The organism is Anaerococcus murdochii (genome assembly GCF_019957155.1).
Classification (GTDB): Bacteria; Bacillota; Clostridia; order Tissierellales; family Peptoniphilaceae; genus Anaerococcus; species Anaerococcus murdochii.
Genome location: NZ_JAIPME010000002.1, coordinates 1,564,164 through 1,588,691 on the forward strand (window position 1 = coordinate 1,564,164; position 24,528 = coordinate 1,588,691).

General features: G+C 34.9%; 28 protein-coding genes, 1 tRNA gene, 1 pseudogene and 1 riboswitch. Of the genes and pseudogenes, 22 read left to right on the forward strand and 8 right to left on the reverse strand.

What is annotated here, in order from left to right; genetic code table 11:
• The first annotated feature begins 69 nt into the window (after positions 1 to 69).
• Positions 70 to 183, forward strand: a riboswitch (FMN riboswitch).
• Between the two features lie 82 nt (positions 184 to 265).
• From ribD to K8P03_RS07930, 5 genes are read left to right on the forward strand one after another with little or no spacing between them, the layout of a single operon-like run.
• Positions 266 to 1,342 carry a bifunctional diaminohydroxyphosphoribosylaminopyrimidine deaminase/5-amino-6-(5-phosphoribosylamino)uracil reductase RibD gene (gene ribD / locus K8P03_RS07910; RefSeq protein WP_223420154.1) on the forward strand — a complete coding sequence of 359 codons (1,077 nt, stop codon included), beginning with the start codon at positions 266 to 268 and terminating at the stop codon, positions 1,340 to 1,342.
• A complete protein-coding gene (locus K8P03_RS07915) occupies positions 1,320 to 1,934 on the forward strand; it encodes a riboflavin synthase (protein WP_223420155.1) in 615 nt (204 codons plus the stop codon). The genes ribD and K8P03_RS07915 overlap by 23 nt, the downstream gene beginning before the upstream one ends.
• 1 nt (position 1,935) lies before the next feature.
• The gene (gene ribA / locus K8P03_RS07920; protein ID WP_223420156.1) at positions 1,936 to 3,147 is read left to right on the forward strand and encodes a GTP cyclohydrolase II; all 1,212 of its coding nucleotides are present in this window, start codon (positions 1,936 to 1,938) and stop codon (positions 3,145 to 3,147) included.
• Positions 3,140 to 3,601 carry a 6,7-dimethyl-8-ribityllumazine synthase gene (gene ribH / locus K8P03_RS07925; protein WP_223420157.1) on the forward strand — a complete coding sequence of 154 codons (462 nt, stop codon included), beginning with the start codon at positions 3,140 to 3,142 and terminating at the stop codon, positions 3,599 to 3,601. The genes ribA and ribH overlap by 8 nt, the downstream gene beginning before the upstream one ends.
• On the forward strand, positions 3,598 to 4,194 hold the full coding sequence (locus tag K8P03_RS07930) for an HAD family hydrolase (protein WP_223420158.1): 597 nt from the start codon (positions 3,598 to 3,600) through the stop codon (positions 4,192 to 4,194). The genes ribH and K8P03_RS07930 overlap by 4 nt, the downstream gene beginning before the upstream one ends.
• Before the next feature lie 60 nt (positions 4,195 to 4,254).
• On the opposite strand, the gene K8P03_RS07935 is transcribed toward K8P03_RS07930, so the two are convergent.
• The 5 genes and pseudogenes from K8P03_RS07935 to K8P03_RS07950 form a co-directional block, all read right to left on the reverse strand.
• Entirely contained in the window at positions 4,255 to 4,461 is a 207-nt protein-coding gene (locus K8P03_RS07935; protein WP_223420159.1) for an FAD-binding protein, read from the reverse strand.
• Entirely contained in the window at positions 4,458 to 5,291 is an 834-nt protein-coding gene (locus K8P03_RS07940; protein ID WP_223420160.1) for an FAD-binding protein, read from the reverse strand. Before K8P03_RS07940 ends, K8P03_RS07935 begins: the two co-directional genes overlap by 4 nt.
• 45 nt (positions 5,292 to 5,336) lie before the next feature.
• On the reverse strand, positions 5,337 to 5,894 hold the full coding sequence (locus tag K8P03_RS07945; protein ID WP_223420161.1) for an FMN-binding protein: 558 nt from the start codon (positions 5,892 to 5,894) through the stop codon (positions 5,337 to 5,339).
• A gap of 27 nt (positions 5,895 to 5,921) precedes the next feature.
• A complete protein-coding gene (locus tag K8P03_RS11230) occupies positions 5,922 to 6,056 on the reverse strand; it encodes a hypothetical protein (protein ID WP_263285029.1) in 135 nt (44 codons plus the stop codon).
• A gap of 180 nt (positions 6,057 to 6,236) precedes the next feature.
• Positions 6,237 to 7,661, reverse strand: a pseudogene (locus tag K8P03_RS07950) (aldehyde dehydrogenase family protein).
• 105 nt (positions 7,662 to 7,766) lie between these two features.
• Here K8P03_RS07950 and glmM point away from each other — a divergent pair.
• The 11 genes from glmM (at position 7,767) to K8P03_RS08005 (ending at position 14,604) form a co-directional block, all read left to right on the forward strand.
• Complete coding sequence (gene glmM / locus K8P03_RS07955) at positions 7,767 to 9,116, forward strand: phosphoglucosamine mutase (RefSeq protein WP_223420162.1); 1,350 nt, start codon at positions 7,767 to 7,769, stop codon at positions 9,114 to 9,116.
• Positions 9,109 to 9,426 (forward strand): aspartate 1-decarboxylase (aspartate alpha-decarboxylase), encoded by a 318-nt coding sequence (locus K8P03_RS07960; protein ID WP_263285030.1) that lies wholly within the window; start codon positions 9,109 to 9,111, stop codon positions 9,424 to 9,426. Before glmM ends, K8P03_RS07960 begins: the two co-directional genes overlap by 8 nt.
• An 86-nt stretch (positions 9,427 to 9,512) precedes the next feature.
• Positions 9,513 to 9,662 carry a 50S ribosomal protein L33 gene (gene rpmG / locus K8P03_RS07965; RefSeq protein ID WP_209771595.1) on the forward strand — a complete coding sequence of 50 codons (150 nt, stop codon included), beginning with the start codon at positions 9,513 to 9,515 and terminating at the stop codon, positions 9,660 to 9,662.
• Positions 9,663 to 9,670: 8 nt separating this feature from the next.
• The gene (gene secE, locus K8P03_RS07970) at positions 9,671 to 9,853 is read left to right on the forward strand and encodes a preprotein translocase subunit SecE (protein WP_223420163.1); all 183 of its coding nucleotides are present in this window, start codon (positions 9,671 to 9,673) and stop codon (positions 9,851 to 9,853) included.
• A 7-nt stretch (positions 9,854 to 9,860) separates the two neighbouring features.
• Positions 9,861 to 10,445, forward strand: a complete 585-nt coding sequence (gene nusG / locus K8P03_RS07975; protein WP_223420164.1) for a transcription termination/antitermination protein NusG — start codon at positions 9,861 to 9,863, stop codon at positions 10,443 to 10,445.
• 53 nt (positions 10,446 to 10,498) lie between these two features.
• Positions 10,499 to 10,927 (forward strand): 50S ribosomal protein L11, encoded by a 429-nt coding sequence (gene rplK, locus K8P03_RS07980; protein WP_223420165.1) that lies wholly within the window; start codon positions 10,499 to 10,501, stop codon positions 10,925 to 10,927.
• 36 nt (positions 10,928 to 10,963) lie between these two features.
• Positions 10,964 to 11,677, forward strand: coding sequence for a 50S ribosomal protein L1 (gene rplA / locus K8P03_RS07985; protein ID WP_223420166.1), 714 nt, complete (start codon positions 10,964 to 10,966; stop codon positions 11,675 to 11,677).
• A 197-nt stretch (positions 11,678 to 11,874) separates the two neighbouring features.
• Positions 11,875 to 12,423 carry a 50S ribosomal protein L10 gene (gene rplJ, locus K8P03_RS07990; RefSeq protein WP_223420167.1) on the forward strand — a complete coding sequence of 183 codons (549 nt, stop codon included), beginning with the start codon at positions 11,875 to 11,877 and terminating at the stop codon, positions 12,421 to 12,423.
• A gap of 34 nt (positions 12,424 to 12,457) precedes the next feature.
• Positions 12,458 to 12,841 (forward strand): 50S ribosomal protein L7/L12, encoded by a 384-nt coding sequence (rplL, locus tag K8P03_RS07995; RefSeq protein ID WP_106460586.1) that lies wholly within the window; start codon positions 12,458 to 12,460, stop codon positions 12,839 to 12,841.
• Positions 12,842 to 13,094: 253 nt separating this feature from the next.
• Positions 13,095 to 13,538 carry a Fur family transcriptional regulator gene (locus K8P03_RS08000; protein ID WP_223420168.1) on the forward strand — a complete coding sequence of 148 codons (444 nt, stop codon included), beginning with the start codon at positions 13,095 to 13,097 and terminating at the stop codon, positions 13,536 to 13,538.
• 49 nt (positions 13,539 to 13,587) lie between these two features.
• Positions 13,588 to 14,604, forward strand: coding sequence for a YeiH family protein (locus K8P03_RS08005; protein ID WP_223420169.1), 1,017 nt, complete (start codon positions 13,588 to 13,590; stop codon positions 14,602 to 14,604).
• Positions 14,605 to 14,648: 44 nt separating this feature from the next.
• On the opposite strand, the gene ypfJ is transcribed toward K8P03_RS08005, so the two are convergent.
• Entirely contained in the window at positions 14,649 to 15,491 is an 843-nt protein-coding gene (gene ypfJ / locus K8P03_RS08010) for a KPN_02809 family neutral zinc metallopeptidase (RefSeq protein ID WP_223420170.1), read from the reverse strand.
• A gap of 170 nt (positions 15,492 to 15,661) precedes the next feature.
• A tRNA-Thr gene (locus K8P03_RS08015) sits at positions 15,662 to 15,737 on the reverse strand.
• Between the two features lie 127 nt (positions 15,738 to 15,864).
• Between K8P03_RS08015 and tuf the strand changes: the two genes are divergently transcribed.
• Together tuf and K8P03_RS08025 are read left to right on the forward strand one after the other, a co-directional pair.
• Positions 15,865 to 17,061: an elongation factor Tu gene (tuf, locus tag K8P03_RS08020; RefSeq protein WP_223419701.1), complete on the forward strand. Its 1,197-nt coding sequence runs from the start codon at positions 15,865 to 15,867 to the stop codon at positions 17,059 to 17,061.
• A 78-nt stretch (positions 17,062 to 17,139) separates the two neighbouring features.
• Positions 17,140 to 18,426: a putative glycoside hydrolase gene (locus tag K8P03_RS08025; protein WP_223420171.1), complete on the forward strand. Its 1,287-nt coding sequence runs from the start codon at positions 17,140 to 17,142 to the stop codon at positions 18,424 to 18,426.
• Between the two features lie 96 nt (positions 18,427 to 18,522).
• Here K8P03_RS08025 and K8P03_RS08030 read toward each other — a convergent pair whose 3' ends face one another.
• Complete coding sequence (locus K8P03_RS08030; protein ID WP_223420172.1) at positions 18,523 to 19,371, reverse strand: AraC family transcriptional regulator; 849 nt, start codon at positions 19,369 to 19,371, stop codon at positions 18,523 to 18,525.
• Between the two features lie 246 nt (positions 19,372 to 19,617).
• On the opposite strand from K8P03_RS08030, the gene dnaG reads away from it, so the two are divergent.
• The 4 genes from dnaG to K8P03_RS08050 are packed head-to-tail and all read left to right on the forward strand — an operon-like array spanning position 19,618 to position 24,519.
• Positions 19,618 to 21,285 (forward strand): DNA primase, encoded by a 1,668-nt coding sequence (dnaG, locus tag K8P03_RS08035; protein ID WP_223420173.1) that lies wholly within the window; start codon positions 19,618 to 19,620, stop codon positions 21,283 to 21,285.
• Positions 21,272 to 23,071: an RNA polymerase sigma factor RpoD gene (gene rpoD, locus K8P03_RS08040; protein ID WP_223420174.1), complete on the forward strand. Its 1,800-nt coding sequence runs from the start codon at positions 21,272 to 21,274 to the stop codon at positions 23,069 to 23,071. Before dnaG ends, rpoD begins: the two co-directional genes overlap by 14 nt.
• Entirely contained in the window at positions 23,072 to 23,764 is a 693-nt protein-coding gene (locus K8P03_RS08045) for a tRNA (adenine(22)-N(1))-methyltransferase (protein ID WP_223420175.1), read from the forward strand. It begins immediately after the preceding gene.
• A complete protein-coding gene (locus K8P03_RS08050; RefSeq protein WP_223420176.1) occupies positions 23,746 to 24,519 on the forward strand; it encodes a Nif3-like dinuclear metal center hexameric protein in 774 nt (257 codons plus the stop codon). Before K8P03_RS08045 ends, K8P03_RS08050 begins: the two co-directional genes overlap by 19 nt.
• The last annotated feature ends 9 nt before the right edge of the window (positions 24,520 to 24,528 follow it).

Sequence of the window (24,528 nt, forward strand, 5' to 3'; positions counted from 1 at the left end):
ATTGATAAAGATTTTTGCGAAAGATTTGACAAAAGGAAAACCTTATATTATAATGGAATCATAAGATAATAAAATCTTCAGGGCGGAGTGTAATTCTCCACCGGCAGTTATAGTCTGCGAGCGCAAGCCGAATCGGTGAAATTCCGATACCGACAGTTAAAGTCTGGATGGAAGAAGTGTTATAGTACTATTTTTGTATGTATTTTCTTTGAAGTCAAGTCCCTGAAAGGGGACTTTTTTTAGTCCCCAAAAAGGAAGTGATAGATTGAATTATGAAAAATTGATGAGAGAGTGCTTTGCCTTAGCAGAAAAGGGTGCGGGAAAGGTTCTCACAAACCCAATGGTGGGTGCTATCTTAATTAAAGATGGAGAGATAATTTCAAAAGGCTACCATCACGGTTTTGGCAAGGACCACGCAGAAGTTAATTGCTTTAAAAATGCTAAAGTTGATGTAAGTGGAGCTACAATGGTAGTAAACCTTGAACCATGTTCCCATTTTGGGAAAAATCCACCTTGCGTAGATGAAGTGATCAGGCAAGGAGTAAAAAAAGTTGTAATCTCAAACCTTGATACAAATCCAAAGGTAGATAGTATTCAAAAAATGAGAGATGCTGGTATTGAGGTTATTATGGAAGTTCTTGAAGAAGAGGGAAGGCTTTTAAATGAGAAGTTTTTCTTCAATATGAAATATCATAGACCCTTGATAAGTCTAAAGTATGCCATGAGCCTTGATGGAAAAATAGCCACAAAAGACTATGATTCAAAATGGATTAGTGGGGAAGAGTCAAGAAATTTTGTCCACAAGCTAAGAAATGACTACGATGCAATCCTTATCGGGAAAAATACTCTTATAAAGGATAATGCAAAATTAAATTGCAGGCTAGATGGAGGTGTGGACCCTGTTAGAATTATTTTAGCAAATGACTTAGACTTTGATGAAAATCTTGAAATTTTTAAGCTAGATTCTGATAAAGATACTATTATTGCAACTACTTCAGATAAGGATTTGGAAGTAAATGCAAAAATCCTCCTCTGTAAAGAAAAAAACGGTCAAGTTGACCTAGAAGATTTGCTAGATAAACTTTATCAGATGAATATTTCATCAGTCCTTGTAGAAGGAGGAAGCCTTGTGAATACAAGTTTTTTAGAAAATGATTTGGTAGATAAAATTTATGAATTTATTGCCCCGATTGTTGTTGGCGGAAAAGATTCGAGATCAGCATTTTTAGGACAAGGTGTAAGTGAAATTAAGGATGCAGAGAAATTTGAAATAGCAAATTTAGAAAGATTTGGCGAAGATATTATGGTTGAGGTGAACAATGTTTACAGGAATATCAACTGAACTTGGAAAGGTCGCAGAATTCAGACAGAAGTCTGACCATGTCGAAGTTAAAATTACCTGCAAGGGTGTATTAGAAGATTTAAAAATCGGGGATTCTTTAATGACTGACGGGGTTTGCCTAACGGTCAAAGAATTTGGCCCAGATTATTATAAGGCAGACCTTATGAAAGAAAGTCTTGATAAGACAAAGTTTGACTCAAGTTTATTGGGCAAATTTGTAAATCTTGAAAGGGCTTTGAGGTTTTCAGATAGGCTTGACGGCCATATTGTCCAGGGCCATGTGGATGGGGTTGGCAAACTTATTGGTATCAATAAAAATGTCTATAGGTTTAAAACTGACAGGAAGATATGCAAATATATTGTAAATAAGGGTTCGGTTTGCCTTGACGGAATTTCCCTTACGGTGTCAGCAGAAAGTGCAGATAACTTCGAAGTCTCACTCATTCCGGAAACCATTGCCAACACCAATTTTAAGTATAAAAAAATAGGCGATGCTGTTAATATCGAAACTGATATTATTGGTCGTTTTGTAGAAAAATTATATAGAAATGATAAAAAGGAGGATTTGGGCTCACTTTTAGGCCTTAACTAGGATGACAAATATAGAAAAAGCTATAGAAGCTATTAAAAACAACGAATTAATAATAGTTACTGATGACGAATCAAGAGAAAATGAAGGTGACTTTATCTGCGCCGGAGAAAATGTAACAGGCGAGATGATAAATATCATGGCAAAATACGGTAGGGGCCTTATTTGTACACCTATGAGCGAAGAAGTTGCTCAAAATCTAGATATTCCTCTTATGGTTGTAAATAATACAGATAACCACGAAACAGCCTTTACAGTGTCAGTTGACCATGTGAACACAACTACTGGAATTTCAGCCTACGAAAGAGCTGAGACTGTAAGAGAGCTCGTAAATCCAAATTCTAAACCAGAAGATTTTAGAAGGCCTGGCCATGTTTTCCCACTAATTGCAAAAAAAGGTGGAGTCGTAGAAAGAGATGGCCACACAGAAGCGACTGTAGATCTGATGAAGCTTGCAGGCAAAAAAGAGATAGGTCTTTGCTGTGAAATAATGGCTGATGATGGTCATATGATGCGAGGTGACGATTTAGTAAAACTTGCTGACAAACTTGGCCTTGTAATGACAAGTGTGGAAGAAATTCAAAACTATATAAAAGAAAACAAAAAGACTGAACTTGAAATCACAAACCCTGTAAAGCTTCCATCTGATTATGGTGAATTTACTGCTATTGGTTTTGTAGATCCAAAAGATGGCAAGGAGCATATTGCCCTAACCAAGGGGGATATAAGTGGAGAAAATATCCTAACAAGAATCCACTCAGAATGCCTAACAGGAGATGTGCTTGGGTCAAAAAGATGTGACTGTGGCAACCAACTCCACAAGGCTCTTCGAGTTATAGAAAAAAATGGTTCGGGAGTGCTTCTTTATATGCGTCAGGAAGGACGTGGAATTGGTTTATTTAACAAGCTTAAGGCCTATGAGCTTCAGGAAAATGGATTTGATACAGTTGATGCTAATAGAGAATTAGGTTTTCCTGATGATATGAGAGACTATAAGGTTGCAGCAGAAATTCTAAAAAAACTTGGAGTGAAGTCTGTAAGACTAATGACCAATAATCCTGACAAGGTAGATCAAGTTGAAAAATACGGCATAGAAGTGAGCGAGAGAGAACCTCTTGAGATAAAATCAAACGAAATAGATGAATATTATCTAAAAACAAAAGTTTATAGGATGGGACACAAATTAAACGAATTTAAGGAGAAGAAAAATGCGTGAGTATAGTGCAAATTTAGTTTCAAATAATAAAAAATATGCAATAGTTGTTGCGAGATTTAACCACTTTATAACAGATAGGCTTTTAGAAGGCTGTCTTGATACCCTAAAAAGACATGAGGTCAAAGATGAAGAAATTTCTATAGTAAGGGTGCCGGGAGCTTTTGAAATCCCACTTGCAGCAAAAAAGCTTGCCAAAAAAGAGGATGTAGATGCGGTTATCTGCCTTGGAGCTGTTATTCGTGGCGATACCCCACACTTTGACTATGTTTGTGCAGAAGTTTCAAAGGGAGTTGCCCACGTGGGTCTAGAAAGCGAAAAACCAGTTATATTTGGGGTTGTAACCACAGATAATGTTGACCAAGCTGTTCAAAGAGCAGGAGTTAAGTCTGGAAATAAGGGGGCAGAAGCTGCGATTTCTGCTATAGAAATGGCTAACCTTGTTGATCTACTATGATTTTAGTTTTTGACTTTGACGGGACAATCCACAAGACAGAAATAGCTTATAAAAAAGCCATCACAGAAAGCCTTGATGAACTAAATTTTGATATAAATGATTTTGATTTTAAATCTTTTATAGGCATGGGACCAAAAGAGGTTTGGGATATAATTCTAAAAGATGATTCTGATAAAACTCCATATATAGAAAAAAATGGCGATAGGATTATAAAGTATATGAAGGAAGCTGGTGAGCTTTATGATGGGGCTATCGAAACTCTCTCATATCTAAAAGGTAAATATGACCTCTACATACTTTCAAAATGCAGGAGAGTTTACATGGAAGCTGCCAGGGAAAAGTTTGGTCTTGATAGGTTTTTTAGCAAATATTTTATAGGTGAAGATTATGAATTTCTCGATAAGTATAAGATTCTAAGACAAGAAATTAAAGATGATTATATAATTATAGGCGACCGCAGGGAAGACATGGAAGCGGGTCTTAAAAATGGCAAAAAAGCAATTTTTGCAGCCTATGGATATGGCTCATCCTTCGAAGGAGTAGGGGCCTATAAAAAAATATCTTCTATAAAAGAATTGGATGACATATTATAAATAAAAACCAGGGTGATTTTAAAATCGACCCTGGTTTTAGATTTCTAAAAAATATTTTGTTTACTTATTTTCTTTGATGTATTTACTAGCTTCTAGGCCTGAAATCCTACCAAATATTACAGAAGAAGTGTAGGCGCCAGATGTGTCTGTAACTTCTCCAGCTGCAAAAAGGCCTGGTATAACTTCGTCAGAAGTATTTAAGACTTGGGCCTTACTATTTGCGACAATTCCACCCTTAGTCATGTGTAGGCATGGAGTTACTTTCACGCAATATATTTGCCCTCATAATCTAGTTCATCTTTGGCGGCTTCTTCTCTAAAGGCATCTTCTTTTTCGCCCCTAACAGCATTAAAGTCTTCCATGGTTTGAATTAGTGTATCTTTGGAACAGCCAATACCATCTGCTGCCAGTTCTTCAACAGAATTATATTCTTTGATATAACCTTTTTCTACTTGCATCTTAGGTCTCATGAAAGAGTCTTTAGCCTTTTCATCAAAGATGAAATAAACTGGTCTATTTTCCATCATTTTTTGTCCATATTCGATTCCACTATCAGATTCTGCAATAAATCTTTCCCCATTTTCATTTACAAAAATGAAATTATCTATAGAAAAACCTGTTAGGTCACGTCTCGGATCTAGCATTTTATGGAAAATAACAGGTTTATCCATGTGGTCTAGCTTGATATCATTATTTTCAGCTATGGTTATAAAGTCACCTGTTACACCCATTTGGTTAGATGATGGGATATCTTCTGCACCAGGTATATATTTTGCTACCAAGTCTTTGTTCATAGAAAACCCACCTGTGGCAATTACAGTAGCCTTAGACTTAATTGTATATTTGCTAGTCTTATCCTCAACCTTAGCACCCTTTACACCATCATCTTCTAAGATTAGGTCAACACCTTTAGTACCTGTAAGTATTTCTATTCCTAAGTCTTTTGCTTTTTCTTCAAGCTTAGTTTGAATATGGTTGCCTGCGTATTCATTTTCATTTCTTAAGTGGCTCATAGAACCTTCCCCGCCAAAGTTATAATCAAGCTCTATACCCTTATCTCTAAGCCATTCATCAAGTACGAAAGCACCTTCGGTCATAGCATCAACTCTTTCGTCGCTATCCCAAGATTTTTCTCTAAATCTTTATCTGTATTCTTCTTTAGTAACTTCGTTACCAGCATCTTTCATAGCTTTTGAATTTGCAAGGTCGAAAAAGTTCATATCAAATTTACCATTACCTGATAGGATATCTAATTTCTCTATTATTGTAACATTTTCAACGCCCTCAATCTTAGCATCAATAGCACTTGCAAGTCCTGATGGACCACCGCCTATGATTAATAAATCAGTTTCCTTATCTTCAGCTTCTACAAGTTCTCGGTCTTCTTCATAACCTGTGGATCTTGTAAGTTCTATTTCACCTTCAAATCCTGCTTCCTTCATAGCTTCAAGTACGGCTTCCTTTACAGCATAGGTTGAAAATGTAGCAGCAGAAATACAGTCCACATCAGGGCTGTTTGCTTCTACAATTCTTTCTTTAATAATAGGGAAGGCTCTTTCAATAACTGCATCTGTTTCCTGGTTATCAAGTATAGATACGTCTGAAATTTTTCCATCAGCTATTTCAAGCTCTATATTAATCTCTCTATCATAACCTTGAGCAGAGTCCTTGTATGTACCATCATTCAAAGCTGTAGGCATTGTTTCATTGTTTTTTTCTTCTTTTATTTATTCATTTTGTTTAGCTTCCTCAGTTTGTTTTGTATCAGTATTATTTGTACACTTTTTTGTATTGTTTGCACAGGCTCCTAATAAAACTGACAAAGATAAAAGGCCAGCCAATAACTTTTTATTTACTTTCATATTACCTCCATTAAATATTATTTATTATTTACAAGTATATTATAAGAGATTGACAGAAAAAAGGCAAACCTTAACACCTTTAAATGATATTTGTAAAAAATTTGAACTATCTTTTTTATCTAAAAATTGATATTTGTTATATAAAAAAGAAGGGAGCTCCCTCCATAAAATTATTTTTACTTAAGCGGTGTGGATTGATTTTGCCTCTAGGTACTCCATAAGACCAAATTTTCCGCCTTCTCTACCAACACCTGATTGTTTGGTGCCACCAAAAGGCAATTCTGGGCTTCCTCCGTTTGAGTTTAGGTAGACATCTCCAGCTTTTATTTCGTAAGCAATTTCTTCTGCTTCTTCTGGATTTCCAAAGACTGCTGATGAAAGACCAAAGTCTACAGCGTTAGCTACTTCTATAGCTTCTTTTTTATCTTTAACCTTTATTATGGAAACGACCGGTCCAAAAATATCCTTATCGTGAATTGCCATACCTGGCTTCACATCTGTAAAGATTACAGGTTTTACATAATATCCATTTTCGCTTTCTTGAGGGACCTCACCCTTAAGGAGTTTAGCTCCTTCTTTGATTCCTTCTTCGATAAAGCCTTTAACTCTGTTAAATTGTTTTTTGCCGGCAAGGGTTCCAACAACAGTATTTGGATCATCTGGGTCTCCAACAGGATAGTTATCGTATTGGGCTATAAATTCTTTTATAACATCGTCGTAAATATCCTCTGTGATAATAGCTCTTGATAGACAGGAACAGGTTTGACCTACATTTAGGTAAACCCTATTTAAAACTTGCTTTACACCCATCTTGATATCTGCTCCCTTGATAAAAACTGCAGGAGACTTGCCACCAAGTTCTAGGACAACTTTTTTGGCTGTGTCCATTGCATGTTTGGCTGAAGATGAACCACCAGCTAGGCTTCCTGTATAAGAAACCATGGCAACTTTTGGATGAGAATTTAAAATATCTCCAACTTGTGCACCAGAACCTGTAATTAGGTTAAAGACTCCTTTAGGAAGACCTATTTCATCAAAGGCTTTGGCTACAAAATAAGCTGTAAGAGGTGTATCTGATGCTGGTTTTTGGACAACTGTACAACCCATAAGTAGGGCAGGAATTACTTTCATTATTATTTGTCCTAAAGGATAATTCCATGGTGTAAGACTTGCTACAACACCAATTGGCTCCATTCTGACATAGCCACCATCCATATCAATCCTGTAGTCAATTTTCCTAGCTTGGTCAATAAAAACATCAACCCTTCTCATTTGCTTATCAAATTGACCAGGTTTTGCTATTCTAATTGGTACACCAAGCTCGAGTTTTATTGTTTCTATAATTTCGTCTTGGTGGGCTATCATCCAATCCTTAAACTTTTCTATATAAGAAATTCTTTCGTCAAGACTTGTCTTGGAAAAAGTTTTGAAGGCTTAATAAGCAGCTTCAACTGCTTGGTTTATTTTTTCTTCACTTGCTTTTGGAACTCTACCAAGGATTTCACCTGTAGCGGGATTTTCAACTTCAATCCATTTGTTGGATTGGCTTTCTTGGTATTTACCATTAATATATAATTTTTCGTTGTTTAGTTTTTCAAAATTCATATTCTTCTCCTTTCCAATTTTTTTACCCAATTTTTCTCTTATATATCAAAAGGGTATAATAATTAATAATAAAGATTTAAAATTTAGAATTTAAAAGGAGATATTATGAAATATTTTGGTACAGACGGATTTAGGGGAGAGGCTAATAAAAACCTTAATGTTTACCATGCTTTTAAGATTGGTAGATTCATTGGGGATTATTTTTCAACAAAGAATAATGGCCACGGGAAAATCCTTATCGGCAAAGATACAAGAAGGTCTTCTTACATGTTTGAAGATGCCTTATCAGCTGGTATTACCTCATCAGGTTCAAATGCCCATCTATTACACGTTACACCAACTCCTTCAGTTTCATATATAACAAGGACAGAAGATTTTGATTGTGGAATTATGATTACAGCCAGCCACAATCCTTACCACGATAATGGTATTAAGATCATAAATAATAATGGCGAGAAAATGGAAGATGAATTCCTATATAAGCTCGAAGAATATATAGATAGCGACATAAAAGATATTGAACTTGCTGTTGGCGAAGACATAGGAAGGACAGTTGACTATATTGGAGGTCGTAATAGGTATATTGCTTACCTTATTCAAACAGTAACCAAATCTTTTGAGGGAATAAAGGTTGGCCTTGACTGTGCAAATGGAGCTGCCTTTACAATAGCAAAACCAGTTTATGATGCCCTAGGTGCTGACACCTTTGTAATTAATGCTGAACCAAATGGATTTAATATCAATAGGGACGCAGGATCTACTCATATAGATGGCCTAAGAAAATATGTAGTCGAAAATAAACTAGACCTAGGCTTTGCCTTTGACGGCGATTGCGATAGGTGTATTGCAGTTGACAATGAAGGTAACATTATAGATGGTGATTCTATTCTTTATATCCTAGCAAACTTTATGAAAAAAGACGGTGCTCTTGATTCAAATACTGTTGTTACAACTGTTATGTCAAATATCGGTCTTTATAAGGCCTTTGATGAGCTTGGAATAAAATATGAAAAGACAGATGTTGGCGATAAAAATGTCCACGACCGCATGTATGAAAAAGATATAGAACTTGGTGGCGAGCAATCAGGCCACATTATTATCAAGAAATTTGCCAATACAGGTGACGGCATTCTTACATCATTAAAGATAATGGAAGCTATGATTGAATCTAAAAGTGACCTTAAGAGCTTGGTTCGTGACCTAAAAATATATCCACAAGTTCTAATTAATGTTAAAGTTAAGGATAAAAATACTGTTTTAGATAATGAGTATGTTAAGGCAAGTGTGGAAAAAATTGAAAAAGAACTTGAAGATTCAGGTAGAGTTTTAGTACGTAAGTCAGGCACTGAGCCACTTATTAGAGTTATGGTAGAAGCGGAAACTGAAGAGATTGCAAACCAATCTGCTATGGAAATTGTAAATACTATTAAAGAAAACGGCCTTTGCCTTGATTAGAGATTGTAAAAGTGGAAGGGTCATAGATATAAGGGAAAGTTTCCTTATAGTAAAGGGAAAAGTCTACGCCAAGGAGTCTTATATTGCCTTTGACACATCAAAGCTTAAGGCTTATCCGCCTATCGTGTATTACGATAGGGAAGACGAATACCTTGGAAGCTTTGAAGAAGAGGGGCTTTATGAGTTTTCTGACATAGAAGATGATCTTTTATCTTATAGTGATTATTGCTTTTCCAACCATGATTTAGATGATCTAAGGGACTTACTTGTTAGAAAAAGAGAAGAATTTATAAAAAAACTTATAAAATAATAGATTAAGTGTTGACAAGTATAGACTTAGCGGGTAATATAGATGATTGTATGGAAGTATCCGTATAGACAAATAGGAGGTGTTTTATGAGAGTAAAAGTTAAATTAGAATGCACAGAATGCAAAAACAGAAACTATGATACAACAAAGAACAAAACAAATCATAGTGAGAGAATTGAGCTTAAAAAATACTGCCCATTCTGCAAAAAACACACAGTTCATAAAGAAACAAGGTAGGAGATTAAATGGCTAAGAAAAAAGATTCTTTCTTCTCAGGAGTTAGCAAAGAATTCAAAAAAATCCAATGGCCTGTCAAGAAGACTACTTTAGAGTATACTCTATTAGTAATCGCCATCAGTGTAGCTACAGCAGTTGCAATCTGGGGACTTGATAAGATATTCCATTTCCTACTTTCAACAATAATGTAGGTGGACAATGACTGATTCTTTAAACTTTGAAGCTAATAAAGAAGAAGAAAAGGAAGCTTTATTAACCGAGATAGAAAAAAATGCTAGATGGTATGTAGTTCACACCTATACTGGCTATGAAAATAGGGTTGCTGATAAAATTCAAATGATGATTGATAATGAGCAAAACCCAGACATTATAGATGTGACTGTGCCAACAGAAGAGTATGTCGAGGTTAAGAACAACGAAAAGAAAGTAAAGACTAGAAAGTTATTTCCGGGTTATGTAATGGTCAAAATGAACGTTACAAGTAAGTCTTGGTATATAATAAGAAATACCCAAGGCGTTACAGGTTTTGTTGGTCCTGATGGAGATCCAGTTCCATTAACAAAAGCTGAAGTTAGAAAATTCGGTGTTAAGGAAAAAGAACCTGTATTTAATATCAACGTTAAACCAGGCGATGACGTAAATATCATTGCAGGCCCATTCAAAGATTTTGTCGCAAAAATCGAAGAAATCGACATGGAAAAGGGCAATATCAAAGCATATGTAGATATGTTTGGTCGTGATACATTAATCGACCTAGAATTCAGTGATATAGAAGAAATTTAGTACTGTCAAAAGCAGTGGGAGGGGAAACCCGAATCACCACAAGGAGGTAAATTATGGCAGAAAAAGATATAAAAGCGATAGTAAAATTACAAGTACCAGCAGGAGCTGCATCACCAGCACCACCAGTAGGAACCGCACTAGGTCCTCACGGAATCAACATTATGGAATTCGTTCAAGCATTTAATGCTAAGACAGCTGACCAAGCTGGAATGATTATACCGGTTGAAATGACTATTTATGCGGATAGGACATTCAAATTTATAACAAAAACACCACCAGCACCAGTATTAATCAAAAAAGCTATCAACCTAGCAAAAGGTTCAGGCGAACCAAACAAAAACAAGGTTGGATCAATTAAGAGAAGCCAACTTGAAGAAATTGCTAAGACTAAGATGGAAGATCTTAACGCTGCAAGCCTAGAAGCTGCAGTAAGCATGATAGCAGGAACAGCAAGAAGTATGGGAGTCACTGTAGAAGATTAGTGGGAGAGTTAACTCGTTTACCACAGGAGGTATTAAATGGCTAAAAGAGGAAAAAAATATTTAGAATCAAAAGCTTCATATGATTCTACAAAAGAATATGAATTAAACGAAGCACTTGAAATTGTTGAAAAAAATGCAAAGGCAAAATTTGATGAAACTGTTGAAATTCACTTCAACCTTGGTGTTGACAGCAGACACGCTGACCAACAAGTTAGGGGTACAGTTATTTTGCCACACGGTACAGGTAAGGTACAAAGAGTACTTGCTTTCGTAAAAGACGATAGAATAGACGAAGCTCTTGCAGCAGGAGCTGACTATGCAGGTAATGAAGAATACGCTGAAAAGATCCAAAAAGATGGTTGGTTAGACTTTGACGTAGTAATTGCTACACCAGACATGATGGCTACAGTAGGTAGACTTGGTAGGGTACTTGGTCCACAAGGCCTAATGCCAAATCCAAAAACTGGTACAGTAACAAACGACGTTAAACAAGCAATCGAAGACATCAAAGCTGGTAAGGTTGAGTATAGAACAGACAAGGCTAACTTAATCCACGTTCCAGCTGGTAAGGTATCTTTCGGAGTTGAAAAACTTTCTGACAACATCAAAGCTCTAGTTGGAGAAGTTGTTAAGGCTAAACCTGCAGCAGCAAAGGGTAAGTATATTAAATCAATCACAGTAGCATCAACAATGGGACCTGGTGTAAAATTACAAGCAGGTAGAGCTAGCGAATTAGTTGAAACAAAATAATTTGCAATTTTCTTAGAGTGATTGTATAATATAAAAGTCAAATAAACAGGCTACCAAAGACTACGCAGACAGAAATGTTTAATTATTGCGTATAGGTGGGAGAAATTAACTACATCCCCACCGATGTAGGCACTATTAAAGTGTCTATATAAAGTGGGGTTTTTATATACCTACCATTAGCCTTAGGAGGTGAAAAAGTGAGCGAAAAAGCTATAGCAGCTAAACAGTTGATAGTTAACGAAATCAAAGAAAAAATCGAAGGTGCACAATCAGTGACACTTGTAGGTTTTAACGGCATGGACGTTAAGGAAATCACAGATCTACGTGATAAATTCAGAGAAAAAGAAGCTGAATACAAAGTGTACAAAAATACAATGATGAGATTTGCTTTCCAAGAACTAGGCTACGATGAATTAATCGAAGAGCTTAAAGGAGCAAACGCCCTAGTATTTTCTAAACACGACCTTGTAGACGGTCCAAAGATCGCAGTTGACTACAGAAAAGAAGACGAAAAAAACGAAGAAAAATTAGTTTTAAAAGCAGGTATTGTTGAAGGTAAGTATCAAAATAGCCAACAAATGATGGCAATAGCTACATTACCAGCTACAGAAGTTCTACACTCTATGCTTGCAAATGTATTACAAGCACCAATCAGAACTCTTGCAGGAGATCTTAACAACACAATATCTAAACTTGCAATCGCACTTAATGAAGTGGCAAGCAAAAAAGAAAACGAAGCAGCATAATAAAATAATATTAAAAATTTAAGGAGAATTAAAAATGGCATCAGAAAAAGTAACAAACCTATTAGAAGAAATCAAAAATCTTACAGTTCTTGAACTTTCAGAACTAGTTAAAGCAATCGAAGAAGAATTTGACGTATCTGCACAAGCAGCAGTAGCAGTAGCAGCTCCAGCAGCAGGCGGAGCAGCTGGTGAAGCAGCAGCAGAAAAATCAGAATTTGACGTAGTTCTTAAATCAGCTGGTCAATCAAAAATCAACGTAATCAAAGTTGTTAAAGACGTGGCTGGTCTTGGACTAAAAGAAGCTAAGGCTCTAGTTGACGGAGCTCCAGGCAACGTTCTTGAAGGCGTAGCTAAAGATAAGGCTGAAGAAGTTAAAGCAGCTCTTGAAGAAGCAGGCGCTGAAGTAGAATTAGCATAAGCTTACAAACATTACTAGGTTTATCCTAGTTAAACCTCCTAGTTTTCATTAGGAGGTTTTTCTATGGTCATTTGTCTATATTCAAAAATAGAAATATTGATCTTAAAGTTTATTGTTAATGATGGATTGATTTTAGGAAATGATCTTATAATTATGTATTAATTTTATTTTCTTATAATTGATGATAATCATTACCAATGTTGACAAATAGACATTTTGACGTATATTATTAGCTAGAAAGGTGTGGGAAGATATGCACGATTTAATAGAAAGTTTAAGGGACGCTGATTCCGATAAAAGAATAAATACTCTCAAAGAAATCCTCCAAGATAAAAAAATAAGGGTTTCTCACCAGAGACTTTTGATATTGGACTACCTAATAACCCATCCTATCCATCCTACAGCCGACAAGATTTACAAGGACCTTATGGAAAAAGACCCGGTTATTAGTCAGGCAACTGTATATAACAGCTTGAATTTATTCGTATCTCACAATCTTGTAAAAGAGTTAGATTTCAATATGGCTTCAAAAAGATACGAATTTAAAAGGCCAAGCCACGGCCATTTTATTTGTGAATCTTGTGGTAAAATCAAGGACTTAGAAATCCTTGATATAGAAAAACCACCTATGCTAAAAGATTATACTATAGACACTACTGAAGTAATCTACAGGGGAATATGCCCTGATTGTAAGTAATAAATTTAGCGTTTTTTAACGCTTTTTTTATTTGTAGAAAGGAGAAAAAATGAAAAAAATAATATCATACTTACCAGGTCTGACCTTGGCTCTGGTAATTGCATATATAGCACAATTTATAGAAAATATCCTACCACAACACGTAATTGGTGGATCAGTAATCGCTTTATTTATAGGAATGTTTTTAAACACAATAATAGATACAGAAAAAACTCTAAAATCGGGAATTACCTTTACCTCCAAAAGGCTTTTAAAATTTGCTATTATTCTTTTTGGTGCAAGCCTTAATATAAGTATTGTTTTAAATGTTGGAAAATTATCAATATATGTAATGATATTTACTCTTCTAACATGTTTTGGTGGTGGATATTTTATAGGAAAAGCTTTGGGTCTTAACTGGAAAATGTCAAACCTTATTTCTGCAGGAACAGGCATTTGCGGAGGTTCTGCCATAGCAGCCATTGCTCCTGTGATTGAAGCAGAAGATACAGATATTGCTTACGCTATGAGCGCTACATTTTTATTTGATATGTTAATGATAATAGCCTTTCCTATTATGGGTAGGGCAATGGGTCTATCTGACATGGCTTATGGGCTTTGGACGGGAACAGCTGTAAATGATACATCAAGTGTAGTTGCAGCAGGTTTTGCATATTCGGATGCGGCAGGGGACTTTGCAACTATGGTCAAGCTTACAAGGACTCTTTCAATTATCCCAGTTGTTTTAATTTTTAGAATGATTCACCATAGGTTAGAAGTAAAGAAAATGGGCCATGAATATGTAGAAAAGAAGTTTACAATTTCTTCTATAGTACCATTTTTCATACTCGGTTTTTTAGCTATGGTTATGTTGAATTCCCTTGGATTTATATCAGAAAATTTGTCTATGACTCTAAAGACAATTTCAAAATTTTTGATGGTGGCAGCCCTTGCTGCAATCGGATTAAATACCAAATATAGGGATATGAAAAAAGCAGGGATTAATCCTATGATTCACGGCTTTATAATCTCACTTTTAGTTGTAATTGTAGCAATAGCAGTAATTTATTTTATGGGTTTAGTTTAATAAAAAAAGCAGGTAAGTTTTAAAACTTACCTGCTTTTTTTGATCTAATTTTTCAAATCATTAAAAAACTTCATCGAATGGTCAAAATCGTGGTATTTAAAACCAAGTTCAAAGGCTTCTTTTCTTTGGGCTGAAGAACCGTGGGTGAAGAAATCAACATTTACATCCATACCTGCCATTTCCTGGATTCTGTCATCTCCTATAGCTGAAGCAGCCCCCATAGCTTCCTCAATATCACCCTCGTCTAAGTATCCCTTTTCTTGGACATAGTAGGCAAAGACCCCTGCGAAATAATCTGCTTGGAGCTCTTGGGCGACAGAGATCTTGTTATACTCGGTTTCTGAGAGTTTTTGCCTTAGTTTATTAGTCTGATCTATTATACCGAGTTGGTTTTGAACATGGTGGCCAACTTCGTGGGCAAGAACATAAGCTAAGGCAAAGTCACCTCCACCTCCGAACCTTGTCTTCATATCGTCATAAAAGCTAACATCGAAATATATTTTCTCGTCAACTGGACAATAGAAGGGACCCATCCTAGATTGAGCTATACCACAACCAGTCCTTGTTGTATCTTGATAGAGGGTCATATGTGGTTCCTTGTAGTGGGCGTTTGCTTCATTAAATTTTTCGTGCCAGACATCCTCGGTATCAGCTAATATTACTGAAAGAAAATCTTCTAGAGTTTCTCTTTGCCTAGAAACTTCCTGGGATTCGATTTGGGTGTTTGGACTAATCTGTTGGTTTTGATTTGTAATTACACTTGGATACACACCAAGGAAATACAAGACAAGGATTAACACAATTCCACCTAGACCACCGCCAACAGCTAGGGGAGCCCTTTGGCCCCTATTAACATTAGAAGATCGCCTTCTATCTTTCCATTTCATAAAAACCTCCAAAATCTTTTATTAATATATTGATACCCATAAGAAATATTTTTATAATAAAAAATTGATTGGTAAATTAAGGTGAAAAATTATATTGATATAAACAAGGATAGTAAAATAGCGAATAAATAAAGCCTATTTTTAGGCAAGACCTAAAATAGGCAAAAAAATGGAGCCGCTTCCCGGAATTGAACCGAGGACCTCTTCCTTACCATGGAAGCGCTCTACCTACTGAGCTAAAGCGGCACACTTATAATTATACAAGCTAATAAAATTAATTCAAGTAAATAAAATAAATAAATTTTAACAAATTAATAGAATTTTTTATTATATTATGGTAGAATAATGTATATGAGTACATTAGGAGGATTTAATGAGCAAACAAACATTTGAAAGAAGCAAACCACATATTAATATTGGTACCATCGGCCACGTAGACCACGGTAAAACAACAACAACAGCAGCAATCACACAAGCCCTAAACAAAAAATACGGCACAGGTGAATACATCGACTACGAACACATCGATAAAGCTCCAGAAGAAAGAGAACGTGGAATCACAATCAACACATCTGTAGTAGAATACGAAACACAAAAAAGACACTACGCACACATCGACGCTCCAGGCCACGCTGACTACGTTAAAAACATGATTACAGGTGCAGCACAAATGGACGGTGCAATCATCGTAGTATCTGCAGCAGACGGTCCAATGCCACAAACAAGAGAACACATCCTACTAGCAAGACAGGTAGGTATACCAAAAATCGCAGTATTCTTAAACAAAGAAGACCAAGTAGATGACCCAGAACTAATCGAACTAGTAGAAATGGAAGTAAGAGACCTACTAAACGAATACGACTTCGACGGCGACAACTGCCCAGTAGTAGTAGGATCAGCACTAAAATCACTAGAAGAAGGTGGAGAAGGTCCATGGTCAGACAAAATCCTAGAACTAATGGACGCCGTAGATGAATACTTCGACATCCCAGAAAGAGACAACGACCAACCATTCCTAATGCCAGTAGAAGACGTAATGACAATCTCAGGACGTGGAACAGTAGCAACAGGAAGAGTAGAAAAAGGAACATTAAAAGTAGGTGACACAGTAGAAATCGTAGGCCTAACAGAAAAGACATCTCAAGCAGTAGTAACAGGTGTAGAAATGTTCCACAAACAACTAGAACAAGCTGAATCAGGCGACAACGTAGGAGTTCTTTTAAGAGGCGTTCAAAGAAACGAAATCTCAAGAGGACAAGTACTAGCAAAACCAGGTTCAGTACACCCACACACAGAATTCGAAGGTCAAGTATACGTACTAACCAAAGAAGAAGGTGGACGTCATACTCCATTCTTCTCAGGCTACAGACCACAATTCTTCTTCAGAACAACAGATGTTACAGGTGACATCCAACTAGAAGACGGAGTAGAAATGGTAATGCCAGGAGACAACGCAACATTCAAAATCACACTTCAAAAGCCAATCGCCCTAGAAGAAGGACTAAGATTCGCTGTACGTGAAGGTGGTAGAACAGTAGCATCAGGAGTTGTTTCTAAAATCGTTAAATAATCTAATTTAGATTATTCATCACAAAAAAACAATAAAGAAAAAAGCGGGCCTGGCTCGCTTTTTTGTTTAGGAGAAGCTATGTTTAAGAAAAAAACTTTTCTTGGTATTTTTTTGATATGTATTTTAATTTTTGCTGGTTGTGCCAAAAAAAATAAAGTCGCAGAAAATGATAAGTTAAAAGAGGCGCTTGAGAGCAGTGAAAATATTGAAAAGAAGATATCGAAAAAGAAAAAGCCGACGAAAAATAAAATAGGAGTTCCCTATGAAATAGGGGTTACACCAGATGATTACAATATGGACTATGATACTTCAAGACTCTTATCTTTAGAGGATAAGAAGAGTAAGTATTACCCAAAAGACGGAGTTAGAGGCCTTTATTTTAATTCTGGTTCTATAAATAATCCGGAAGTTTACGATAGGATTGTAGGATTGATTGAGAATTCTAATCTTAATGCGGTTGTTATCGACGTTAAGGACGACTGGGGCAATATTACTGTAAACTTTGATACAGATAATGAGGATATCCAGTATGCCAATACAAAACTTCTAGATGCTGAAAGTTTGATTTCAGATCTTCATTCCAGAGGAATTTATGTTATAGGCAGAATTACAACTTTTAAAGATTCTATTATTACAAAAAAACATCCTGAATGGGGTTTTACTAGAGATGATGGAAGTCTTTGGGCCAACGGTCGTGGGGAAGTATTTATGAATCCTTTCTTAAAGGAAGTTCAAGATTACAACATTGAAATTGGTGAACTTGCAGCTGAAGCTGGTTTTGATGAAATTCAATACGACTATGTTAGATTTGCTGAAGGTTTTGAAACTTTTGGTGATACTCTTTCTTATTCTAGGGGTGAGTATGAAAACAAACCTATGGATGAAGGAGATAAGAGGGTTTCAGCTATTACTGGCTATGTAAGAAAAGCGCGTGAATCAATTTCAGCCTACGGTCTTCCTGTAGCTATAGATGTCTTTGGTTATGCCCTACAGGCAGGACGTGCAAGCGGTATAGGCCAAGATTTTTCGGAAATTTCCAATGAAGCTGATATAATGTGCTCCATGATTTACCCATCTCACTGGGGTCCTTATTCCTTTGACATAGAAAAGCCAGACCTTGAGCCTTATGAGCTCGTAACAAGATACCTAAAAGAAGAACAGGCTATTTTTAAAGATCTAGAACACAAACCGCAGTCTCGTCCTTGGATTCAGGATTTTACAGCTTCCTGGATTGGTGAAGGCAATTGGATGGTTTATGATGCTGATGCAGTTCAAGCTCAGGTGGATGCAATATATGAGTCAGGCCAGAGAGAATATTTAATATGGAACGCAACCAATACTTATTCCGAAGGTGTTGATTATTAAAAAGCAGGGGAGACCCTGTTTTTTTAGTATAAAAAAACAGAGCAAGTTGCATCACTTGCTCTGGTACAAAATTAATTTTCAGTTTATTTTTATGGTTTATAATCTGTGTTTTCTCCTAAATTGAGAAGGAGTTTGGCCTACTTTTTTCTTGAAAACTTGGTTAAAGTAGGATTGTGAATTAAAACCTACAAGGGCAGAAATTTCCTCCATGGTGTGGTTGGTTGAAATTAATAAGTTTTTGGAAATTTCTATTCTTTTTAAAATTAAATATTCTATCGGAGTTATCCTGTAGGATTGTTTGAATTCTGAAATGAGGTGGAATTTATTCATATAGGCCATTGATGATAGGTCTTCAAGCTTTATGTCTTCATTATAGTTTGTATCAATATATGATTTTATATAATCTATCTGTCTATTAATTTTTTTATCGTGTTTGACTGTGATAGATTTTCTGTATTTTCTTAGAAGGTTGATTACAAGGGTGGATGCAACTGCATTTGCTAGGCTATTTGAGAAGATGTCATTTCCCTTGTATTCATTATAAATATCTTCAAAATAATCTTCAAACTTAAGACTTTTATCCCTATTATCTATATGAAAATAATTAATTGCTTTCGCAGCATCATCCACAAGTCCTGCTATGGATATAGATTCGATACCAAAGCCAAAATATTTTATATTAGCAATATCCTTATCGAGATACATTGTATGACCGATGTTTGAATTTATGATTATTAGGTCTCCAGCATGAACTTCTACCATCTCACTTTCTATAGATAGTTTTCCAAATCCTTCTGCTAGGTAATAAAAATAGGTAAAAGGATGAAATTGAATCCTGTTAGAAACTTTTTGATTATAGGTATTTTTTTGAGCATCAAGTATTTTTACATCCAAATTATTTAGACTATTTTCTTCTTCTAATATTTGATCATTATTATTTTCCATTTTTATCCTCTAAATTTTTTACTAAGCTCGTTTTCCTTATAAATAAATTTATAAGTATATTATACTATAAAATTTAGAGAATTTTAAGACAAATATGAAATAATTTAAAATATTTTTATAAAAAATTTGGGCTAAATATTATTTATATTTTAAAGCTAGAATCTTAAAATTTTTGGGTATCATATATTAAAGACTTTGTCAATTGATAATAAGTGCAAGAAAAGTATAATTTGACTAGGTGAGAAGATGAGATTAATATCAGATGATATGATAAATCAAATAAAAGAAAATTCTGACATAGTAGATATAATTAGTGAATATGTCGATCTTAAAAAGGCAGGTTCGTCTTTTAAGGGCTTATGTCCATTTCATAATGAGAAGACCCCATCTTTTACAGTAGATAGGAAGAAACAATTATTCCACTGTTTCGGGTGCGGAGCAGGTGGTGACGTTGTTTCTTTTATAATGCAAAAAGAAGGTTTGTCTTACCCGGATAGTTTAAAATATCTTGCTCAAAAGGCTGGGATAAACTTAGTTTTCAATGAAAGTCCTGGAATGAGTGAAAAAAGAAAAAGACTTTATGAAATAAACAAAGACATAATGATGTATTTCTATAAGAATCTTTTGACAAATAAAGCTCCTCAAGATTATCTTCTTAAAAGAGGACTTAGAAGCAATATAGTAAATACTTTTATGCTTGGATTTGCCAAAGATAGTTGGGATGACTTATTAAATTTTGCTAGGTCAAATGATATAAAGGAAGAAGACCTTCTTGAACTTGGGCTAATTGCTAAGTCTAAAAATGGAAATTTTTATGACAAGTATAGGAATAGGTTAATTTTCCCAATAATTGATACCTATGGCAGGATAATTGGTTTTGGGGGTAGGGCTATTGATAATACTATGCCAAAATACCTAAATTCACCAGAATCAGAAGTTTTCAAAAAAAGATACAATCTATATGGACTTAATATTTTCAAAAAGCAAAGTAAAAGAGATTTAATCCTTGTTGAAGGCTATATGGATGTAATTGCCCTAAATAACAATGGAATTGATATAGCGGTTGCAAGCCTTGGTACTGCCTTTACAGTAGATCAAGCAAAACTTGCTAAAAGATATGCTGATAATATTTATATTTGTTATGATTCTGATTCGGCAGGTATAAAAGCTACAAAAAGAGCTATAGAAATATTTAAAGAAGCTGAAATTGGGGTAAATATAATTGAGCTTGGTCAAGGCCTTGATCCAGATGAGTATGTCAAAAAGTATGGCAAAGAAGCTTTTGAAAAGAAAATAGATGAGGCTCTTGATGAGTACAATTATGCTTATGAACAGATCTTAAATGGCTATTCTGAAGCAAATGAAAACGAAAAACTTGAAAAATTGAATTTATTTATTGGGTTCTTAGCTTCTATTAAACAAGATTTAACCAGAGAAATTTTTATAAATAAGGTTTCATCTTTGTTTGATATAGACAAACAAACTTTAAAAGGCGCCATTTCAAAGTATAATAACAAGCATCACCAAGAAAAAATAAATAAAGATAATTTTACCGAGCCAAATATAGTTATAGAAGAGAAAAAGACCGATATTAGTGCTCATGAACTTGAAATTTTAAGACTTATCTTTAATCAGCTTGAAGATTATAAAGTAAATGCAGATTATTTTGATAAGTATTTGATAAATCCGAAGGCTCTTAATTTTAAAGATTTTCTTATTAATAAAGAAGTAAGTAAATTTGATAAGGCCGATGGAGATTATAGATACATGCTAGACTACGTCATGGATGATAAAAATCCAATAGTGGTTAGCGAATTAAAGGATAAGATTAACCTATATGAAAGACTTAAAAAGAGAAATAATCTCAGAAATAAGTCTATAAATGCTAAGGGGAGAGATAATGAACAGCGATGATAGTAAATTGCTCGAAGATGATGTTCTAGACGAAATCATTGAAGAGTTTGAGTCCATAAGTGAAAGTCAAGATGGGATGATCACTTATAGTCAAATTTTTAATTTTGATGATTTTAGGGACATCGACAAGGAAAGTCAAAAGCTAATTCTTGCTAAGATCACTGCTTCAGGTATAGAAATTGTTGAAAAATCTGAAACAGAACTTGATCAAGAGGAAGAAGTCGAAGACGATATTGAAGAAGAAGAGCAAGAAGACGAAATTGACGAACAAGAGTTGGAAAAAGAAATAGATAAGTCTGTCGATAATCTAGCTGGCATTAAGCTTGATGATCCAGTTAAAATGTACCTTAAAGAAATAGGTAAGGTCGACTTACTTACAGCTACTGAAGAAATTATCCTAGCTAGACGTATGGAAGCTGGAGAAATAGCCCATAAGTCTATGCATGGATATAAATTTAATAAGCAAAATAAAAATAAACTTGCAAATGACGTGTTTTTCGGTGACTTAGCAAGGGTTTTGGAAAATGCAAATAAGTCTTTACAAAATAAAGAAAATTTAAGTGATGAAACCATAAAAGATCTGGATGGGCTTGTTAATATGGGGTCCTTATTTAAACAAGTAATGGAAGATGATCTTGACAAGGACCAGTTAGAACAACTAAATGCAAAGATAATTATTTGCAATATTGCTCAGAATTCAATAGACGATGGCCTATCAAGGAAAGATGCAAACATTCTTTGCGACCTTTTCGATTCCTTTGACCACATGCTTAAAATAATCGAAAATGACGAAGTTGTTAGCATGGTTTATTCATCTTTTAATGATCTACTAAAGAAGGCTGCCAATAAGGATGCAATAAAGACAAATGATCAGATGATTATTGATAATCTTTTAAAAACATCAGAATTTGCAGCGGAAATTAAGAATAAAAAGGTCATATCCGATGATGAAGCTGCCTACCTAGCTTATATAATTGAACAGAGAAATATGTCTTTAAAGATGTTAAATAAGGAAGAATTTACAGACGAAGAGCTTAATAAACTTAAGATAGATATAATAAAATCACAAAGGGCTAAGGAAAAGCTTGCTGAAACTAACCTCAGGCTTGTAGTTTCTATTGCAAAAAAATATGTTGGACGTGGCATGAGCTTTCTAGACCTAATCCAAGAAGGAAATATGGGGTTAATGAAGGCTGTTGATAAATATGATTACAACAGAGGATTTAAGTTTTCAACCTATGCTACTTGGTGGATTAGGCAGGCTATAACCCGTGCTATTGCTGACCAGGCAAGGACAATTAGGATTCCTGTTCATATGGTAGAAACAATTAATAAACTTGTCAGAATTCAAAGACAGCTCGTTCAAGATCTAGGACGTGACCCGTCCAATGAAGAAATTGCAGACATAATGGGTATCGAAGTTGAAAAGGTATCTGAAATTAGGAAAATTGCTCAAGAACCAGTAAGTCTTGAAACACCAATCGGTGAAGAAGAAGACAGCCATCTGGGAGATTTTATAGAAGATGATACAGCTATAGATCCAGGCGAGGCTGCTAACTATACAATGTTAAGAGAGCAATTAAACGATGTTTTATCTTGCCTTGGAGCTAGGGAAAAGCGTGTTCTACAATTAAGATTTGGACTAATAGACGGCACTCCACGTACCTTAGAAGAGGTAGGCAAGGAATTTGATGTAACTAGGGAGAGAATTAGGCAAATTGAGGCTAAGGCCCTAAGGAAACTAAAATCTCCAAATAAAAGTGAATTATTGAAAGATTTTTTATAAATGGAAGATAAGAAAAGATTATTAGATATTATTAATATCTTAGATTCAAATAAAAAAATTATAGATATAGGAACCGATCACGGATTGGTTCCTTTATATTTGGCTAAAAACAAGATTTCAACCGATATTACTGCAACAGATATATCTGCCCCAAGCTTACAAAAACTTGTTGACAGACTTGATGATGACCTAAGGAAAATAATTAAAACCCAGGTGACAGATGGTTTTAAGGGTCTAGAATCTAGCGACAATCAAGTTGCGATTATAGCAGGTATGGGTGCAAATACCATAATTGAAATTATTGAAGAAAGTTTAGACTTCGCGAAAAATCTTGATTACATGGTTCTTGCTTCAAATGTGAATACATACGAGTTAAGGCACTTTCTAAATAATCATGGTTTTTATATAGAAAAAGATTTTTTATCTTATGAAAATAGAAAATATTATGATATTTTGAAAGTTTATTACGGTAAAAATCAGGACTTAAGCTTTGAAGAATACTATTATGGGAAAACTGATATAAAAAATAAAAGTGATTTATTGAGGCAAAAATTATCCGTAGATGAGAAAAAGAACCAGGGATTTTTAAAAGAAATTAAGGAAAAATCTCAAGACGACCAAGCTATCAAAAAAATAACAGATAGGTTAAAAGCTATAGGAAAGGTAAAAGAAAGATGCGAATTCGAGAATTAATAAATAAATTAGAAGAAAAATATCCCTTTGAACTACAAGAAGAATGGGATAATTCTGGACTACAGATAGGAAACCCAGATGTTGAATTAAAGGGAGTCGTTGTATCCTTAGACTTGGAAGAAGGAGCGATAGATTATGCCCTTGAAGATAAGAAAGCAAATCTAATTATCACCCACCATCCATATTTATTTAATCCTACAAAGTCTATAGATTTTAGGGATAGTTTTTATAACAGGCTTAAAAAGTGCATCAAAAATGACATTACGGTTTATGCCTTCCATACAAATTTAGACATAGCAGAAGGTGGGGTAAATGACAATCTTGCCCACATTTTAGGTCTTAGGGATATAAAGAGCCTAGAAAATGGCAAAGAACTTGGCCTAGGAAGGTATGGTTATATTGATAAACAGTCTGCTAATAAATTTCTTAAAGAAGTAAAAGAAAAACTAGAAGCAAGTGGCCTTGTTGTCTACGGAAATTGTGACAAAATGATTGAAAAAGTTGCACTTTGTGGAGGGGCTGGATCTTTTCTTATAGAAGACGCTATTAATCAAGCTTGTGACTTAATAGTGACAGGAGATGTAAAATATCATGAAGCTATGGATTTGTCAAATAAGGGGATAATAATCGCTGATGTGGGACATTTCGCAAGTGAAAACCATATTATATATAAATTACTAGATGAAATAGAAGAAATTACTGGAAAAGAAGTTTATAATTTTTCAAAAACAGATAGATTCAGACATTTTATTTAATTTTACTTT